Genomic DNA, 18,221 nt, shown 5'->3' on the forward strand with positions numbered 1-18,221 from the left:
CCCGCCCCGGTGGCCGAGGCCGTGAGCGCGCCCGCGCTGCCGCTGCCCGTCGTCGGCCGGGACGTCACGGTGCCGCTCGCCGACGGCACCTCCGTCCGCTACGCGGCCCTCGACTACGCCGCCAGCGCCCCGGCCCTGCAGCGCGTCTGGGACGACGTCGCCGACTACGTGCCGTTCTACGGCAGCGTCCACCGCGGCGCCGGCCACCTCTCGCAGATCTCCACCCGGATCTACGAGGAGGCCCGCCAGACCGTCGCCGACTTCCTCGACCTGCGCGCCGACGACCACCTGGTCTTCACCCGCGCCACCACGGACTCGCTCAACCTGCTGGCGTCCTGTCTGCCGGCCGGCACCGAGGTCTACGTCTTCGAGACCGAGCACCACGCCGCGCTGCTGCCCTGGGAGCGCGGCGCCGAGGCCGTCCACTACCTGGCCGCGCCCACCAGCCCCCAGGAGGCCGTGCGGCTGCTCGACGAGGCGCTGGGCGCGCGCCCCGCCTACCGCCGGGAGCGCCTGGTGTGCGTCACCGGCGCCTCCAATGTGACGGGCGAGGTGTGGCCGATCCGCGAGCTGGCGGAGACCGCCCACCGGCACGGCGCCCGCATCGTGCTGGACGCCGCCCAACTCGCGCCGCACCGCCGGGTGTCGGTCCAGGAGCTGGGCGTCGACTGGGTCGCCCTCTCCGGCCACAAGCTCTACGCCCCGTTCGGCTCGGGCGTGCTCGCCGGCCGCTCGGACTGGCTCACCGCCGCGCGCCCCTACCTGGCCGGCGGCGGCGCGACGCGCGCCGTGCGGCGGGACGGCGAGGAGGTCGCCGTCGAGTGGAACGAGGACCTCTCCCGGCACGAGGCCGGCTCGCCCAACGTGATCGGCGCGCATGCGCTGGCGGCGGCGTGCAAGGCGCTGCAGGAGGCCGGCTGGGACCGCCTGGAGGCGCGCGAGGCCGCGCTGGTCGCGCGGCTGCGGGACGGCCTGGCGGCGGTGCCCGGGGTGCGGCTGCTGTCTCTCTTCGGCGGCGCGGCGGAGGGCGTCGGGGTGCTCTCCTTCGTGGTGGACGGCTGGGACAGCGGGAAGCTGGCCGCGGCGCTGTCGTCCCGCTACGGGATCGGCGTGCGCGACGGGCTGTTCTGCGCGCACCCGCTGACGCGCCGTCTGGTCGGGGACGCGGACGCGGCCTGCGGCACCGGCGACGGCTCGGGCACCGCGGTGCGGGCCAGCTTCGGGGCGGGCACGCCCGACGAGCACGTCGACCGGCTGGTCGCGGCGGTCCGCGAGCTCACGGCCTGACGGCCGCCCGCCGTCCGGGGAACGCGGGGCGCCGCCCAGGCATCCCCGGCCGCCTCAGCCGTCGAGGCCGAGGGCGAAGGCGGCCTCCAGGTCGTGGCGGGAGTAGGCGCGGAAGGCCACATGCGTCTCGGTGTGCTCGACCCCCGGCACCTTGTTGACGGTGCCGGGGATGATGTCCGCCAGCTCCTCGTGCTCGCGCACCCGCACCATCGCGATCAGGTCCCACTGGCCCGTCACCGAGTAGACCTCCGTGACGTTCTCGAACGCGGAGATCGCCTCGGCGATCTCCGGCGTCCGGTCGACGCTGGTCTTGATGAGCACGATCGCTGTGATCACGGAACGCTCCCGGGTCTCGGACATGGCACGGTGCCGCCGCGCAAAGCCTAGCCGCCCGCCCGCCGCCCGGCCGTCACCCCTCGTCGGCGGCCTCCGCCCGGCGGCGTCCACAGGGCGAACGACGCCGAGGCCCCCTTCCGCTTGCCCCTAAACTTGCGTCGGCACTTCAGGCCCACTGACCGCGAGGAGACCCGCCGTGGCCGACCCTGCACCCGTCGCCCGCCCCTCCGACTCCACCCGCTGGCGCTGCTCCCTCTGCGGCAACCTCACCCGGTTCGACGTCACCACCACCCGCCGCGCCGTCGAGTTCGTCCATGTCGAGCTCTCCGGCGAGGCGCGCGTGGAGAACACCGAGGTGCTGGAGGAGACCGTCGAGCAGGTCCGCTGCCGCTGGTGCAACGCCGAGGATTCCATCGAGCTGGTGGAGCGGCCCGGCGCGGGCAGCGAAAGTTCCACCGCCTGACGGGGGACAATCGAAGGTACGACCCGGCCGACGGGCGGAGGCGCGCCTCCGCGTGCGGGGCCGGGCGGAGCCCGTCGATGAGGGGTGGTGGTCGGGCTACGGGTGGGAGACGGTGAGCGGGCAACGGAAGAAATGGTGACGCAGGTGGCTGAGCAGGGCGGGACCGAGACCCTGGACGCGCCGCTCCCCGAGGGCGTCCGCCAGCGGGTCGTCGCCGTCGCCGCCGACGCGCTGGGCGCCATCCCGCCGTCCGAACTCCCCGGCCCGCTGCGCCCGTACGCCCGTTTCACCCCCGGCCGCCGCGCCAAGTACGCGGCGACCCCGCTGGCCGCGGCCCTGGAGCAGGACGCGCCGTTCCGGGTGCGGGTGGGGGAGCGGATCCGCCGCGCCCAGCCCGATCTGGTGGAGGCGCTGGAGGCGGGCACCGTCCCGGCCGCCGCCGACCCGCTGGACGTGGCCGCGGCCGCCTACCTGGTGCGTCCGGACGGCTGGACGAAGCTGGTGGCCGCCGCCGGCGACGAGGCGCAGAAGGCGGACGCGGAGCGCGCCGACGCGGAGGCGACCCGCACCATAACGGCCCTGCGCGAGGAGCTGGAGGAGGCGCGGGACGCGGCCAAGCAGTCCGCCGACCGCCTCCGGCTGGCGCAGGACGAGGCGAAGCGCGAGGCGGACGGCCTGCGCCGGCGGCTGCGCGCCGCCGAGGCGGAGATGCGCCGCGCCCAGGCGGCGACCCGCAAGGCGGAGGCCGAGCTGGACGCCGAGCGGGCCGCGGCGAGCAGCCGCGGCAGCCAGCAGGACGCGGAGGGCCGCCGGCTGCGCGGCCGGATGTCGGACCTGGAGGCGCAGCTGGAGGCGGCCCGCAAGGCGTCCCGGGAGGGTCGCAGCGCCGACGAGGTGCGGCTGCGGCTGCTGCTGGACACCGTCCTGGACGCGGCCGGCGGGCTGCGCCGCGAGCTGGCGCTGCCGCCGGTCTCCTCCGACGCGGAGCGCCCGGCGGACGGTGTGGACGCGGTGCGGGCGGTGGCGGCCGGGCCGGAGGACGTCGCGGCGCGCGCCCTGGCGTCGGACGATCCGGCCCTGCTCGACCAGCTGCTGGCGCTCCCTCAGGCGCACATGGTGGTGGACGGCTACAACGTCACCAAGGCCGGCTATCCGACGCTGCCGCTGGAGAAGCAGCGGCTGCGGCTGCTGGGCGGGCTCGCCGCGCTGGCCGCGCAGTCGGGCGCGGAGGTGACGTGCGTCTTCGACGGCGCCGACCTGGGCGCGCCGGTGCTGCTCGCGCCGCCGCGCGGGGTGCGGGTGCTGTTCAGCAAGGCGGGCGAGACGGCGGACGAGCTGATCCGGCGGCTGGTGCGGGCGGAACCGCGGGGCCGCGCGGTGGTGGTGGTCTCCTCCGACCGCGAGGTCGCCGACGGCATCCGGAAGGCCGGCGCGCGGCCGGTCGCGTCGGCGATGCTGCTGAAGCGGCTGGCCCGCTTCTGACCGGAGTTGTTCCGTGGTGCGTGCGGCCGGGTGCCGGTTTCCGCACGCTTTTCGGTCACTTGCGCAGTTCCTCGCGCCCCTGCGGGGCGCGGGGTTGACCACGACACGCCGGTCCCCGTCCCAAACGCGGGGCGTCCCGGATGTCCGAAAGCGCGTCAGTCCTCCCGATGCGGAACTCGGTTGTGAGGTTCCCCACCGGCCTGCTAGGCCCGGTGAGCAGGGCGCATGGCAGGTCGGGGCAAAACGGGCGAGGGGGTGACGTGGCGTCCGATGCGGGTGACGAAGCGTAGTCCCGGAGGGGTCGGTGGGACAGATGGCCGGAATTTTTTTCCCGAAGGATTTGAACCGATCATGAAGGCGGTTCTACTGTCAGCTCCCGAAGCCTCGGAGAGTCGATCACCCAGCCCGGGTGGCAACGGGGCTTCCCGCTCAATCCGCAGCGAACAGTCGGGCGCGCACCACATCTGCGTCCGGGTGGGCACCTGCGGAGCCGGGGAACCATGCACTTCCCGGGGTGAATCGGCGTCAGGGACGCCTCCGCGAGGAGGCGGTGAGGCGCTGTAGGGCCCGTCTTCCGGCCCGAACCCGACAGCTCACCCGGTCTGCGGCGAAGGAAGAAGGAGATCGCCCGCGTGGCGTCCCACCGCCGACCCAAGCAGATCACCAAGTCGCGTGCCCGCGCCGGCGTCATCACCGCCGCGGCCGCCACCGCTGTTGCTCTCGGTGCCAGCACCGCCAACGCGCAGCCCTCCGCCTCCTCGGTCAAGTCCAAGCTGGACAAGCTCAACGAGCAGGCCGAGGCCGCGAACGAGAAGTACCTCGGGGCGCAGGAGAAGGAGAAGGCCGGTCAGAAGGAGGTCAACCGCCTCCAGGACCAGGTCGCCGCACAGCAGGCCAAGCTGAACAAGCTTCAGGACCAGATCGGCCAGATCGCTGCGGCCCAGTACCGCAGCGGCGGGATCGACCCCACGGTCCAGCTGATGCTCTCCACGCACCCGGACCAGTTCCTGGACAAGGCCCAGGCGATGGACCACCTCTCCGCGCAGCAGGAGGAGGCCGTCCGGGAGATGGCGGCCCAGAAGAAGGTCGTCGACGGCAAGCGCCAGGCCGCCGAGGCCAAGCTCGCCTCGCTGGACAAGGTCACCAAGCAGGCCGCCTCGGACAAGAAGGACCTGCAGACCAAGGTCCACGCCGCGCAGAAGCTCCTCAACTCGCTGACCGCCCAGCAGCGCCAGCAGATGCAGCAGCAGGAGAACTCCTCCGCCGCGTCCTCCGCCTCCAAGGTCACCAACGTGCCGGCCTCCGGCCGCGCCGGTGCCGCGCTCGCCGCCGCCAAGGCCGAGCTCGGCAAGCCGTACGTCTACGGCGCCACCGGCCCGGGCTCCTTCGACTGCTCCGGCCTCATGCAGTGGGCCTGGCGCGCCGCGGGTGTGAGCCTGCCGCGCACCTCGCAGGCGCAGGCCAGCGCCGGCACCCGGATCGGGAGCCTCTCCCAGGCCCAGCCCGGCGACCTGATCGTCTTCTACAGCGGCGCCAGCCACGTCGGCATGTACGTCGGCAACGGCATGATCATCCACGCCCCGCACACCGGCGCGGTGGTCCGCTACGAGAGCGCCAGCGTCATGCCGATCTACGACATCGTCCGCCCCGGCTGACGGCCCCTCACCGGCCGTCCGCCGCCACGACGACTCGCGTATGCCCACACGGCCCCGCCACCAGGGCGCCCCTTCGGGAGCCCCGCGGCGGGGCCGTCGGCGTGCCGGCGCCGCGCGGCCCGGCACGGTGATCCGCGCCGCGCTCGCCGCCGGCGCGCTGCTCGCCGCCGCCGGCTGCGGGGGCGGCCCCGCCCCCGCCGGCTCCTCGCCCACCCCCTCCGGCGGCCGCTCCGCCTCTCTGACGGCCTCCTCGGTCGGCACCGCGTCCGCCGTCCGGCACACCGTGCACGGCAGCCGCTCCACCGTCCAGGGCGACGTCCCCGCCGCCGAGCTGCGCCGCTACGCCGACCTCGCGGACGAGGCCGTGCCGCGCGTCACCGCCGTCTGGGGCACCCACTGGGACCGGCACCTCACCGTCGAGGTCTTCGGCAGCCGCGCCGAGATGGAGCGCCGCCTCCATGTGGCCGCCGGCACCTACCGCGACCTGGCCGCCGTCACCGTCGGCGAGGCCGGGGCGGTGCCCGGCATCCCGGCCGGCCGCATCGTCGTCAACCCCGAGGCGATGCAGGGCCTCAGCCGCACCGGCCGGCTGGTGGTGCTCACCCACGAGGCCACCCATGTCGCCACGCGCGACGCCACCTCCGCCGACACCCCCACCTGGCTCTCCGAGGGGTACGCCGACTTCATCGCCTACCGGGGCAGCGGGCTGACGACCGCCCAGATCACCGCCGAGCTGCGCGAGGAGCTGCGCACCGAGCCGCGCTCGCGGCGCCCCGCCGCGCTGCCCGCCGACGGCGACTTCGCGCCGGCCGCCGCCGGGGCCCCCACCCGGCTCGCCGCCGCCTACGAACTGGCCTGGACGGCCTGCCGGCTGATCGCCCGGCAGCACGGCGCCGCCGCCCTCACCGCCTTCTACCGCCGGATCGGTGCCGAGCACATGTCACCCGATCGCGCGATGCGCGCGGGGTCGGGCATTTCGCTCGCACAATTCACCCGGGAGTGGGTCGACAGCCTCGCCGACCTCCCGCCCTAGGGGGATCCACCCCCGAAAACCCCTCGGATTGACCGTGCCGCTTGCCGACCGGAGCCGGGGAGGTGCGATGATCGGGAGTCGCCCTTGTTGACGCCGACGACATGACGACCGCCCAACAGCCAACCGCCGCCGAGCCGAAACCTTCCTCACTGCCATGGATAAGACCCTCATCGTCACGAACGACTATCCGCCCCGCCCGGGTGGCATCCAGACGTTCCTGCACAACCTCGTCAGCCGTCTGGACCCGGAGCAGGTCGTCGTCTACGCACCCCAGTGGAAGGGCGACAAGGGCGGCAGCACGGTCGTCGAGTGGGACTCCCAGCAGCCCTACACGATCTACCGGGACCCCACCGCGAACATGCTGCCCACGCCGTGGGTGGCGCACCGCGCCGCCCAGCTGGTGCGCCGCGAGAAGGTCAAGAACGTGGTCTTCGGGGCCTCCGCGCCGCTGGGGCTGTTCGGCAACCACATGCGCCGCGCCGGGGCGACCAACATCGTCGCGATGTCCCACGGCCACGAGGGCGGTTGGGCGCGTTTCCCCGGCCTCAACGCGGTCGTCAAGCGCTGCGGCGAGCAGGCCGACACGCTCACCTACCTCGGTGAGTACACCCGGTCGCGGATCGCCTCGGTGCTCTCCCCGGAGGCCGCCGCACGCATGGTCCAGCTGCCGCCCGGGGTCGACGTCAAGACCTTCCACCCCGACTCCGGCGGCGCCGAGGTGCGCGCCCGGCTGGGCCTCGCCGACCGCCCCGTGGTGGTCTGCGTCTCCCGCCTGGTGGAGCGCAAGGGCCAGGACACGCTGATACGAGCACTCCCGCGGATCCGCACCGCCGTGCCGGACGCCGCGCTGCTGATCGTCGGCCCGGGCGCCTACGAGGGCAAGCTGCGCGAACTCGCCCGCCGGATGCGGCTGGAGGACCACGTCGTCATCACCGGCGGCGTCCCAGAGGCGGAGCTGCCGGCGTACTACGGCGCGGGCGACGTCTTCGCCATGCCGTGCCGCACCCGCGAGATGGGCCTGGACGTCGAGGGCCTCGGCATCGTCTACCTGGAGGCCTCGGCGACGGGGCTGCCGGTGGTCGCCGGCGCGAGCGGGGGCGCGCCCGACGCGGTCATCCCGGGCGAGACGGGCTACGTCGTCGACGGCAAGTCGGTGCGGCACGTCGCGGACCGGGTCGCCGAACTGCTGCTCGACCCCGAGCTGCGGCGGCGGATGGGCGAGGCCGGTCGGGCCTGGGTCGAGGCGCAGTGGCGCTGGGAGACCATCGCCGAGCGCCTGCGCGACCTGCTCTGAGGTGCGGTCGGGCACCCCGCTCCCGAGGTCGCGGGCGGGTGGGGTGCCGCGGCGGGGACGCGGTGGACGGTCCGCACCGGCGGCCGTCGCGTTGACGCGGACGGGTACGCTCGTGCGCATGGGCGACGACACCACGCACTCCTCGCAGAACACCGACCCCTGGCGCGGCCGCTACGCCGACCGCGCCGCCGGAATGGTCGCCTCCGAGGTCCGCGCCCTGTTCGCCGTCGCCTCCCGCCCCGAGATCGTCTCCCTCGCCGGCGGCATGCCGGCCGTCGGCGCCCTCCCGCTGGAGGAGGTCGGCGACATGATGGCCGGCCTGGTGCGCGACCGCGGCGCCGAGGCGCTGCAGTACGGCTCCGCCCAGGGCGACGCCTCGCTCCGTGAGTCCATCACCGAGGTGATGGCCCGTGAGGGCATCGACGCCGACCCCGACGACGTCATCGTCACCGTCGGCTCCCAGCAGGCGCTCGACCTGGTGACCCGGATCTTCGTCGATCCGGGCGACACCGTCCTCACCGAGGCGCCCACCTACGTCACCGCGCTCGGCGTCTTCGCCGCCTACCAGGCCCGCATCGAGCACGTCCCGATGGACGAGCACGGCGTCGTCCCCGAGGCGCTGGACGAGCACCTCACCCGGCTCGCCGCGGCCGGCCGCCGGGCCAAGCTCTTCTACACGGTGCCGACGTTCTCCAACCCGGCCGGCGTCACCCTCGCCGCCGAGCGCCGCCCGCGCGTGCTGGAGATCTGCCGGCGGCACGGCGTCCTCGTCCTGGAGGACAACCCCTACGGCCTGCTGCACCTCGATGCCGGGCCGACGCGGGCGCTGCGCGCCGACGACCCCGAGGGCGTCGTCTACCTCGGCTCGTTCTCCAAGACGCTCGCCCCCGGCCTGCGCGTCGGCTGGGCCTGCGCGCCCGCGGCGGTGCGGGCCAAGCTGGTGCTCGCCGCCGAGTCGGCGATGCTCTCGCACTCCGCGTTCGCCCAGCTCGCCGTCGACCGCTATCTGCGCACCCAGCCCTGGGACGAGCAGCTCAAGGAGTTCCGGGAGATGTACCGGACGCGGCGGGACGCGATGCTCGACGCGCTCTCCGCGACCATGCCGCCCGGCGTCACCTGGACGCGCCCGGCCGGCGGCTTCTTCGTCTGGCTCACCCTCCCCGAGGGGCTGGACGCCAAGGCGATGCTGCCCCGCGCGGTGGGCGCCCGCGTCGCCTACGTCCCCGGCACCGGCTTCTACGCCGACGGCAGCGGCACCGCCAACATGCGGCTCTCCTACTGCTTCCCGCCGGCCGAGCGGATCCGCGACGGGGTGCGCCGGCTCGCCGACGTCGTCGGCACCGAGCTGAGCCTGCGCGACACCTTCGGCCGGGCCCCCGCGAGCGCGCCCGACCAGGGCCCGCAGACGCCCGCCCCCGATCTGGCCTGACGGCCCCTCACCTGCCCGTTCCCGAAAGGATCCCCCCACCACCATGAGCGACCTCGCCCGCGTCATCGTCCTGGCCGGGGGGCTGTCGCCCGAACGGGAGGTCTCGCTCCGCTCGGGTGCCCGCGTCGCCGAGGCGCTGCGCCGCACCGGCGTGGAGGCCGAGCTGCGCGACATCGACGGCGACCTGCTGCCGGCCCTCGCCGCCGACCCGCCGGACGCCGCCTTCCCGGTGCTGCACGGCGCCCCCGGCGAGGACGGCATGGCCCGCGAGGTGCTGGAGCTGGCCGGGGTGCCGTACGTCGGCGCCCGCCCGGACGCCTGCCGCAGCACGTTCGACAAGTCGGTGGCCAAGGACCTGCTGGGCCGCGCGGGCCTGCCCACGCCGAAGTCGGTGACGCTGCCCCGCGAGGCCTTCCACGACCTGGGGGCGGCGGCGCTGGTGGACCGGGTGACGGCGGTGCTGGGCCTGCCGCTCTTCGTCAAGCCGCGGGCCGGCGGCTCGGCGTTCGGGGTGACGCGGGTGGAGGACGCGGCGCGGCTGCCGGAGGCGCTGATGGCGTGCTTCGCCTACCACGACCAGGCGTTGATCGAGCGGTGCGTGGCGGGGACGGAGATCGCGGTGGCGGTCGCCGACCTGGGCGACGGCGCGGGGCCGCGGGCGCTGCCGGCGGTGGAGATCGCGCCGGTGGGGGAGGGGATCTACGACTACACGGCGCGGTACACCGCGGGGGCGGTGGACTTTTACGCGCCGGCGCGGATCTCCGCGGAGGCGGCCGAGGAGGCGGCGCGGATCGCGGTGGAGGCGCATGTCGCGCTGGGGCTGCGCGATCTGTCGCGGACGGACCTGATCGTGGATCAGGAGGGGCGGCCGCAGGTGCTGGAGACGAACGTGGCGCCGGGGATGGTGGAGACGAGCACCTACCCGATCGCCCTCGCCGCGGCGGGCATCGACTTCGGCGAGTTCTGCCGAACCCTCTGCGAGGTCGCGGTCCAGCGGTGACACCCCCCCGCGGGGTCGGAGGGCGGTACACCAGTGCCGCTTCGCCCCGGCCTGCGGGTTCGCGTCCTGCCACCTCATCCGCCCGGCGGGTTTTCCCGGGCACCTCGCCCGCCCTGCGCCGGGGACGCTGCGCGCCCGAGGGGGACGCGAGTGCCCCTCCGCTCCGGCACCCCACCCGGTCGGCTCCGCCGACCGGGTGGGGTGCGGGGCCAAGCCCGCTTAGTGCCGTGACCGGATACGTTCACCGTGTCCCGGCGCCCGGCACGGCACCTCACGGCATTGCCGAATCTCGCGAGGACACCAGTACGAGCTGCGATCCGGCGCCTTGCGATGCGCCCGTGCTGGGGCCCGGTGATCCGGTGGAGGGCCCCTCTGCCCGGCGGGTTTCCCCGGGCGCCTCGCCCGCCCTGCGGGCGCGCGCAGCGCCGGGGGCGTGGCGGGGCGTGGTTGCTTCTCTGCCCGGCACCCCACCCGGTCGGCCGACCGCGCGCGGCGCGGGGCTGGCGGGCGGGACGCGAGTGCTGCTTCGCCCCTTCTCCCGTCCGGCCTGCGGGTTCGGGTGCTGCCACCTCATCCGCCCGGCGGGTTTCCCCGGGCGCCTCGCCCGCCCTGCGGGCGCGCAGCGCCGGGTGTGTGGCGGGACGTGGTTGCTTCTCTGCCCGGCATCCCACCCGGTCGGCCGACCGCGCACGGCGCGGGGCTGGCGGGCGGGACGCGAGCGCTGCTTCGCCCCGGCCTGCGGGTTCGCGTGCTGGCAGCTCATCCGCCCGGCGGGTTTTCCCGAGGGGCTCGCCCGCCCTGCGGGCGCGCGCAGGGCCGGGGGCGTGGCGGGGCGTGGTTGCTTCTCTGGCCCGGCATCCCACCCGGGAGGGGGCGCGCAGCGCCGGGGTGGGGGTCAGTACCAGCCGTTGGACTGTTCGTGGGTCCAGGCGGCCTGGGGGGAGCCGTAGCGCTCGTTCATGTAGGTGAGCGCCCACTTGATCTGGGTGGCCGGGTTGGTCTTCCAGTCGGAGCCCGCCGAGGCCATCTTGGAGCCCGGCAGCGCCTGGGCCAGGCCGTAGGCGCCGGTGGAGGGGTTGGTGGCGGAGACGTCCCAGCCGCTCTCCTTGGTGATGATCGCGTTGAAGGCGTCCCACTGGCCCGCCGGAACGATCTTCTGCGCGATCGCCTGCGGGCTCATCCCGCTGTAGGCGGCCGCGTCGGAGGACGAGGAGGACGCGTCCGCCGCGGCCGTCGCCTTCGCCGCGGCGGCCTGCCGCGCCTTCGCGGCGGCGGCGTTCGACGCGGCCTGCCGCTTCTTCTGCTCGGCGGCCTTGCGGGAGGCCTCTGCCTTGCTGCGGGCGTCGGCCTTCTTCTTGGCCGCGGCGTCCTGCGCGGCCTTCTCCTGCTGGGCCTGCTTGTGCGCGGCGGCCTTGTGCGCCGCCGCGGACTGCTGGGCCGCGGTGGCGGTGGCGATCCGGTCGGCGGTCGAGTCGACGTTCAGCGCGGCGCTCGCCGGCCCGCCGGACTGGCTGCCGAGCGCAACCGCGGTGGCCGACACGCCACCGGTGAGCAGGGTCGCCGTGAGACCGACGACGATCGCCTTGCGCGAAGCTGCCATGTTCGGCATTCGGGAAGCCTTCCACTGGGGGACTGTGCGGTCCGCCGGCGAGGTGATCGCCGTGGACCAGACCAATGGTTAGCAATGCCCGATATGGGGTACAAGCCCCGTTTCTCCTACTACGTCTCGTAGGCTCCGGGCCCGCGTGGCAGCCGTCACGGAGTGACCGCGGCCACCCGCGGCGCCAGGGAGCCCCGGAGGCAGGGCCGAGGGCCCAAGAGCCCCCGAGCCGGGTCGACTATCCCCGGTAGTGGCCGCCCGAAGCCGTGTGACCAGCCTCATCGCCGCGCGGCCGGCGCGGCGCGGTACAGCTCCTCGATCTCCGCCGCGAACTCGCGCGCGACCACCGCCCGCCGCAGCTTCAGCGACGGCGTCAGATGGCCCGACTCCTCGGTCCACTCCGCGGTCAGCACCCGGAACTTCTTCACCGCCTCCGCACGGGAGACCGCCTTGTTGCCGTCGTCGACCGCCGCCTGCACCTCGGCGAGCAGCTCCGGGTCGCGGACGAGGTCGGAGACCTCCGCCTGGGCCGGCTTGCGGTGCGCCGTCCGCCAGGTCGCCAGGTACTCGCGGTCCAGCGTCACCAGCGCCGCCACGAAGGGCCGCTGGTCGCCGACGACCATGCACTCGGCGATCAGCGGGTGCGCCCGCACCCGGTCCTCGATCACCGCGGGGGCGACGTTCTTGCCGCCCGCCGTCACGATCAGCTCCTTCTTGCGGCCGGTGACCGACAGGTAGCCGTCCTCGTCCAGCCGCCCCAGGTCACCGGTCCGGAACCAGCCGTCGGCCAGCGCCTCCGCCGTCGCCTCCGGGTTGCCCCGGTAGCCGCGGAAGACGTTCTCGCCGGCCAGCAGGATCTCGCCGTCCTCGGCGATCCGGATCCGCGCGCAGGGCAGCACCCGGCCCACCGTGCCCAGCTTCGGCGCGTCCACCGGGTTGAGCACGATCGCCGCGCAGGTCTCGGTGAGGCCGTAGCCCTCCAGGATGGTGACGCCCGCGCCGCGGAAGAAGTGCGCCAGCTCCTCGGCGAGCGGCGCCCCGCCGGAGATCGCGTGCCGCACCCGGCCGCCCATCGCCTCCCGCAGCCGGCCGAAGACCAGCTTGTCGAAGAGCTTGTGACGGAGCCGCAGGCCGAGGCCCGGGCCGCGGTCGTCGTCCCGGGCGCGGCTGAAGGCGATCGCGGTGTCCGCGGCCGCCCTGAAGATCCGGCCCTTGCCCTCCGCCTCGGCCTTGGCGCGCGCCCCGTAGTAGACCTTCTCGAAGACCCGGGGGACGCCGATCACCAGCGTCGGGCGGAACGTCGCCAGCTGCGCCTGCAGCTCCTTGGCGTCCGGGCAGTGCCCCAGCTTCAGGCCGTCCATCATGCAGGCGATCTGCAGGATCCGGCCCAGCACATGGGCGAGCGGCAGGAAGAGCAGCAGCGAGCCGCCGGGCGCGAAGAGCGGGCCGGCGACCTCGATCACCGTGCCCAGCTCGGCGAGGAAGTTGCCGTGCGTCAGCTCGCAGCCCTTGGGCCGGCCGGTGGTGCCCGAGGTGTAGACGATGGTGGCGAGGGTGTCCGGGCCGGCCAGCGAGGCCCGCTCCAGCACCGCCGCGTCGGTGGTGCCGGCGAGCTCGCCGGCCGCGGCCAGCTCCGCCACCGCGCCCTCGTCGATCGCCGCCACCCGGCCCAGCCGCGGCAGCCGCTCGCGGACCTCCTCCACCACGGCCCGGTGCGCGGCGGTCTCCACCAGGCAGATCGCCGCCCCCGAGTCGCCGAGGATCCAGGCCACCTGCTCGGCCGAGGAGGTCTCGTAGACGGGCACGGTCACCGCGCCGGCGCACCAGATCGCGTAGTCCAGCAGCGTCCACTCGTAGCGGGTGCGGGACATCAGCCCCACCCGGTCGCCCGGCTCCACGCCCGAGGCCATCAGCCCCTTGGCGGCGGCCAGCACCTCGGCGAGGAAGGCGGCGGCGGTGACGTCCTGCCATTGGCCGTCCGGCCGCAGGCGGGCGGCGACCGCCCGGTCGGGCGTCCGCTCGGCGTTCGTCCGGATCGCGTCCGTCAGATTCCCGCCGTCCGGCACCGTGTAGACGGGGGGCAGGCTGAACTCGCGCACGCTGGCAGCTCCTTGTCCGGTCTCGGCGGCATCTTTGCGCACCGCCGGGACGCTACGTCCGGTCATTCGACGCTGAACAGGCAAAACACGGAGTTGTCCCGGGGATCACACGGAACCCGGACGGGTATTCCAATCGGGCGCCTCCCCGCAATCCGGACCATACAGGGCCCCTGTCGGGACGCGGACACACACGCCGTCGCGGGCCTCGGGCGGCTACTGTGACGGACAACGACGCAGGACGGGAAGGGACGGCAAGGGACGGATGGTCGACAGCACCAGATCCAGCATCGCGATCGACGCCGCGCCGGCGCGCGTCATGGCCGTCATCGCGGACGTCGCCACGTACCCCGAGTGGGCCGGCGAGGTGAAGGAGGCCGAGGTGCTGTCCAGCCACGACGACGGCCGCGCCGACCGGGTCCGCTTCGTCCTCGAGGCGGGCCCGATCCGCGACGAGCACGTGCTGCGCTACAGCTGGGACGGCGAGCGCCGGGCCCGCTGGAAGCTGGAGAGCAGCCAGGTGCTGCGCGCGCTCAACGGCGCCTACACGCTCGCCCCCGGCTTCGACGGGACCACCCAGGTCTCCTACGAGCTCACCGTCGACCTCAAGGTGCCGCTGCTCGCCATCATCAAGCGGAAGGCCGAGAAGCGGATCATCGACCAGGCCCTCTCCGGGCTCAAGCGCCGGGTGGAGTCCGGCACCTGACGCACCGGCACCCCAGACGCCGGCAGCACGCCGCTCCGGCGGTCCTCAACGGAAGCGAAGCACGACCATGCGCACGGTACTCGTCACCGGGAAGGGCGGCTCGGGCCGCACCACCGCGGCCGCCGCCACCGCAGTCCTCGCCGCCCGCTCGGGGCTGCGCACCCTGCTGCTCACCACGGACGCCCACCGGCCGCCGGCCGACCTGCTGGGCGTGGCGGTGCGCGACGCGGAGCCGGTGGAGGTCGAGGAGAACCTGCTGGCCGCCCGCACCGACGCGCAGGCCGCCTTCCGCGAGGAGACGCTCGCCGTCCAGGAGCGGGTGGCGCCCGCCCTCGACCTGCTCGGCGTCGAGCCGCTGCTCCCCGAGGAGCTGATGCCCGTCCCCGGCGCCCCCGAGCTGGTGCTGCTGCGCACGCTGCGCGACGAGGCCCGCTCCGGCGCCTGGGACGTGCTGGTCGTCGACGCCCCCGACACCCCCCGGCTGCTCGCCGCCCTCACCCTGCCCGCGCTGCTGCGCCGCTACCTCGACCGGCTGCTGCCCGGCGAGCGGCGGGCCGCCCGCGCGCTGCGCCCGGTGCTGGCGGACGTGATGGGCGTGCCGATGCCGGCCGAGTGGCTCTTCTCCGCCCGGGAGTGGCTGGACGAGGAGCTGTCCGGCCTCCAGGAGGTCCCGGACGACCCGGAGACCACCGTGCGGCTGATCGTCGAGCCGGGCCCGACCGCCGAGGCCGATCTGCGCCGGGCCCGCGCCGGGCTGGCGCTGCACGGCCAGAACCTGGACGCGGTGCTCGCCAACCGGCTGCTGCCGTCCGGCTCCCCGGACCCGTGGCTCGCCGCGTTCTCCGGGGAGCAGCACGCCGCCCTGAAGGAGATCCGCGACGAGTGCGCCCGCCCCGAGGAGCGGCACGTCCCCGTCTACGAGCTGCCGCACGCCGGGCACGACCCGGCCGGGACGGAGGAGCTGGCCGGGCTCGCCGCGGCCGCCTACGGCACCGTCCCGGGCCCGGTGGGGCGCCCGCCGTCGGAGCGGCCCGACCCGGACGAGCCGTTCACCGTCGACCAGCAGGGCGAGGGCACGGACCGCCGGCTGGTGCTGCGGATGCCGCTCCCCGGCGCGCACCGCGCCGACCTGGAGCTGGCCCGCTGCGGCGACGAGCTGGTGATCGGCATCGGCCCCTATCGGCGGCTGCTGACGCTGCCGTCCGCGCTGCGGCGGTGCACGGTGGACGGTGCGTCGCTGCGCGGCGGCGTGCTGGCGGTGCGGTTCCGTCCGGACGCCGGCCTGTGGCCGGTGCGGTGACGCGCTCGCGGTGAACGGGCCCGGTGCCGGGCTGACGCCGGATCAGACCCGTCCAAATCAGGGATCTGTTGGGGTTCGGACCGTCCCCGTTTCGGGTGTGCAGCGGGTAGCGTCGGAAACCCGACAGGCTGCGCGCAGGATTCTTTTTGGGAGGACCAGATGAGCTACGGGGACGACCAGGACGTGTGGGCGCAGGTCTGCGCGGACGACTCGGCGGCGGCGGACGCGGGCCGCGCCTCCTCCCGCCCGGTGCGCGGGAGCGGCGAGCGGGCCACCGGCTCCACCACCGACCAGCAGGCGGAGGACGCCGGCGACGGCGGCGAGCTGCTCCGCAAGGACGAGGGGCCGGAGGGCCGCTCCGGCCAGGGCCAGGGGCTGACGGGGATCCCCGAGGTCGACCAGATCGCGGACGAGGCGCGGAAGCTCTTCGGCACGCTCACCGACAAGGCGAAGGACCTGCGCCGCTACCAGGAGCAGCGGCAGCCGACGCCGATCGAGGAGGCCGTGCGGCTGCTGCTGCCGCTGCGGTCGAAGAACCCGGACGTCTTCGACCACCTGACCCGTGCCGGCGTGGAGCTGGTGCGGGCGTACCAGGCGGCGGTGCGCAACCAGGAGCGGCGCTGGGCGAACGAGCGGGCCCGGCGGCAGCGCAGCGAGCGGATCGACCTGGACAACGACGCCGACTGAACGCGGCCGGCCCGGCGCCCCGGCATCCCACCCGCGGAGCGGGTGACGGTGCCGGGGCGTTTTTTGGCTTCTGCCGTGTTCGGGGAGTGAATACGGGAGGGCGAAAAGCCGGAATTGCTCCTGCATTTGGCGTACAGGCCGTGATCGACGGACACTGGGCGCTCGGATCCCCATGGGAACCGGTACGGTAGCCCCGGGTCGGCGCTGTGCCGACCGGGTTGGGCTGGCGGTACGTGGGAACGGGCCGCCCCGGAGTCACCGAGGAAGGTCATGGGACTCACCATCGGCGTCGACATCGGCGGCACGAAGATCGCGGCTGGAGTGGTCGATCAGGACGGCACCGTCATCAATCAGGTGAAGGTACCCACTCCCGAGGACGCGAGCGTGGCCGTCGAGGCGATCGCGGAGGTGGTCCAGGAGGTCCGCGGCGACCGGGAGATCGAGGCCGTCGGCCTCGGCGCCCCGGGCTATGTCGACTCCGGCCGCTCGAAGGTCATCTTCGCCCCCAACATCTACTGGCGCGACGAGCCGCTGAAGGCCAAGACCGAGGCCGCCACCGGCCTCCCCGTGGTCGTCGAGAACGACGCCAACTGCGCGGCGTGGGGCGAGTTCCGCTTCGGCGCCGGCAGCATGTACGACGACGTCCTGTGCATCACCCTGGGCACCGGCATCGGCGGCGGCATCATCCTCGACCGCCGGCTGCACCGCGGCCGGTTCGGCGTCGCCGGCGAGATCGGGCACATGAACATGGAGCCCGGCGGGAAACTCTGCGGCTGCGGCAAGTACGGCTGCTGGGAGCAGTACGGCTCCGGCAGCGCGCTGCGCCGCTTCGGCCGGGAGTTCGCCGCCGCGCACCCCGACCGGGCCAAGGCCCTGGTGGAGCGCGGCGACGGGACGGCGGACAGCGTCCGCGCCTTCCACGTCACCCAGGCCGCGGCGGCCGGGGACACCGCGTCGCTGGAGATCCTCGGAGTCTGGGCCACCTGGGTCGGGCAGGGCCTCGCGGACCTCGCCACGCTCTTCGACCCGGCGGCGTTCATCCTCGGCGGCGGCGTCTCGGAGTCGGGCGAGCTGGTGCTCGCCCCGATCCGGCGCGCCTTCCGGGAGGCCCTGCCGGGCGGCGACGAGCGGCCGGTGGCCGAGGTGCTGCCGGCGACGATGGGTCAGATCGCCGGCATCGTCGGAGCGGCCGACCTCGCGCGGATCAAGTAGCCGCGGTGGCCGGCGTGCCGCAGCAGGTGCCGGAGGGGTTGCCGGACGGGGTTCCGGAGGAGCTGCCGGAGGGGCGGACCGAGCCGGACGGGTCCGCGGTGGTGCGGGTGCTGGGCTACAACATCCGCTCCCTGAAGGACGATCCGGCGGAGACGGCCCGCGTGGTGCGGGCCTGCCGGCCGGACGTGCTGTGCGTCCAGGAGGCGCCGCGGTTCTGGCGCTGGGCGCGCAAGTCGGCGGACTTCGCGTCGGCGTGCGAGATGCTGTGGGTCGGCGGGGGCCGGCCGGCGTCCGGCCCGATGCTGCTGACCTCGCCGCGGATGCGGGTGGAGTGGACCGAGGACGTGCTGCTGCCGCGCACCCCGGGGCTGCACCAGCGCGGCTTCGCGGTGGCCGGGCTGCGGGTCGGCGAGGGGGCCGCGGCGCCGCGCCTGACGGCGCTGTCCTGCCACCTGTCGCTGTCGCCGGGGGAGCGGGCGGAGCAGGCGCGGGCCGCGCTCGAGCGGGTGGCGGGGCGGGGGCCGTGCGTGGTGGCGGGGGACATCAACGAGGGGCCGGGGGGCGCGGCGTGGTCGCTGCTCGCCGGGGAGTTGGACGATGCGTGGGGGACGGCGGCGTGGGGCGGGGAGTGGACGTCGGAG

General features: G+C 74.8%; 16 protein-coding genes and 1 riboswitch. Of the genes, 13 read left to right on the top strand and 3 right to left on the bottom strand.

The genetic code is table 11. The annotated features are described in order from the left end of the window. Positions 1-1,287: aminotransferase class V-fold PLP-dependent enzyme (locus BIV57_RS20955; RefSeq protein WP_419185736.1), on the top strand; the 1,287-nt coding region annotated here is incomplete at its 5' end. A gap of 54 nt (positions 1,288-1,341) precedes the next feature. Here BIV57_RS20955 and BIV57_RS20960 read toward each other — a convergent pair. Further along, positions 1,342-1,623: an Lrp/AsnC family transcriptional regulator gene (locus BIV57_RS20960; protein WP_071658437.1), complete on the bottom strand. Its 282-nt coding sequence runs from the start codon at positions 1,621-1,623 to the stop codon at positions 1,342-1,344. 196 nt (positions 1,624-1,819) lie between these two features. Between BIV57_RS20960 and BIV57_RS20965 the strand changes: the two genes are divergently transcribed. The 7 genes from BIV57_RS20965 (at position 1,820) to BIV57_RS20995 (ending at position 9,979) form a co-directional block, all read left to right on the top strand. After that, positions 1,820-2,086 carry a hypothetical protein gene (locus tag BIV57_RS20965; protein ID WP_071658422.1) on the top strand — a complete coding sequence of 89 codons (267 nt, stop codon included), beginning with the start codon at positions 1,820-1,822 and terminating at the stop codon, positions 2,084-2,086. Positions 2,087-2,218: 132 nt separating this feature from the next. Next, positions 2,219-3,568, top strand: a complete 1,350-nt coding sequence (locus tag BIV57_RS20970) for an NYN domain-containing protein (protein WP_071658423.1) — start codon at positions 2,219-2,221, stop codon at positions 3,566-3,568. Between the two features lie 455 nt (positions 3,569-4,023). Beyond that, a riboswitch (cyclic di-AMP (ydaO/yuaA leader) is annotated at positions 4,024-4,190 on the top strand. A 10-nt stretch (positions 4,191-4,200) separates the two neighbouring features. Next, the gene (locus BIV57_RS20975) at positions 4,201-5,223 is read left to right on the top strand and encodes a C40 family peptidase (protein ID WP_071658424.1); all 1,023 of its coding nucleotides are present in this window, start codon (positions 4,201-4,203) and stop codon (positions 5,221-5,223) included. Positions 5,224-5,263: 40 nt separating this feature from the next. After that, positions 5,264-6,256 (top strand): hypothetical protein, encoded by a 993-nt coding sequence (locus BIV57_RS24325; RefSeq protein WP_139275748.1) that lies wholly within the window; start codon positions 5,264-5,266, stop codon positions 6,254-6,256. Between the two features lie 154 nt (positions 6,257-6,410). Then, entirely contained in the window at positions 6,411-7,550 is a 1,140-nt protein-coding gene (locus tag BIV57_RS20985) for a glycosyltransferase family 4 protein (RefSeq protein WP_071658426.1), read from the top strand. A 118-nt stretch (positions 7,551-7,668) separates the two neighbouring features. After that, entirely contained in the window at positions 7,669-8,979 is a 1,311-nt protein-coding gene (locus BIV57_RS20990; protein ID WP_071658427.1) for an aminotransferase-like domain-containing protein, read from the top strand. Positions 8,980-9,022: 43 nt separating this feature from the next. After that, positions 9,023-9,979 carry a D-alanine--D-alanine ligase family protein gene (locus BIV57_RS20995; RefSeq protein WP_071658428.1) on the top strand — a complete coding sequence of 319 codons (957 nt, stop codon included), beginning with the start codon at positions 9,023-9,025 and terminating at the stop codon, positions 9,977-9,979. A gap of 895 nt (positions 9,980-10,874) precedes the next feature. Here BIV57_RS20995 and BIV57_RS21000 read toward each other — a convergent pair. Beyond that, entirely contained in the window at positions 10,875-11,579 is a 705-nt protein-coding gene (locus tag BIV57_RS21000) for an aggregation-promoting factor C-terminal-like domain-containing protein (protein WP_245797834.1), read from the bottom strand. 278 nt (positions 11,580-11,857) lie between these two features. Then, on the bottom strand, positions 11,858-13,678 hold the full coding sequence (locus BIV57_RS21005) for an AMP-dependent synthetase/ligase (protein WP_071658430.1): 1,821 nt from the start codon (positions 13,676-13,678) through the stop codon (positions 11,858-11,860). Positions 13,679-13,940: 262 nt separating this feature from the next. Between BIV57_RS21005 and BIV57_RS21010 the strand changes: the two genes are divergently transcribed. From BIV57_RS21010 to BIV57_RS25435, 5 genes are all read left to right on the top strand, one after another. Then, a complete protein-coding gene (locus BIV57_RS21010; RefSeq protein WP_071658431.1) occupies positions 13,941-14,381 on the top strand; it encodes an SRPBCC family protein in 441 nt (146 codons plus the stop codon). A gap of 67 nt (positions 14,382-14,448) precedes the next feature. Beyond that, on the top strand, positions 14,449-15,681 hold the full coding sequence (locus tag BIV57_RS21015; RefSeq protein WP_071658432.1) for an ArsA family ATPase: 1,233 nt from the start codon (positions 14,449-14,451) through the stop codon (positions 15,679-15,681). A gap of 159 nt (positions 15,682-15,840) precedes the next feature. After that, positions 15,841-16,368: a DUF5304 family protein gene (locus BIV57_RS21020; protein ID WP_071658433.1), complete on the top strand. Its 528-nt coding sequence runs from the start codon at positions 15,841-15,843 to the stop codon at positions 16,366-16,368. 270 nt (positions 16,369-16,638) lie between these two features. Then, entirely contained in the window at positions 16,639-17,580 is a 942-nt protein-coding gene (locus tag BIV57_RS21025; RefSeq protein WP_071658434.1) for an ROK family glucokinase, read from the top strand. Between the two features lie 5 nt (positions 17,581-17,585). Further along, on the top strand, positions 17,586-18,221 hold a 636-nt coding region (locus tag BIV57_RS25435), incomplete at its 3' end, for an endonuclease/exonuclease/phosphatase family protein (RefSeq protein WP_071658435.1).

The sequence above is a fragment of the Mangrovactinospora gilvigrisea genome (genome assembly GCF_001879105.1).
Classification (GTDB): Bacteria; Actinomycetota; Actinomycetes; order Streptomycetales; family Streptomycetaceae; genus Mangrovactinospora; species Mangrovactinospora gilvigrisea.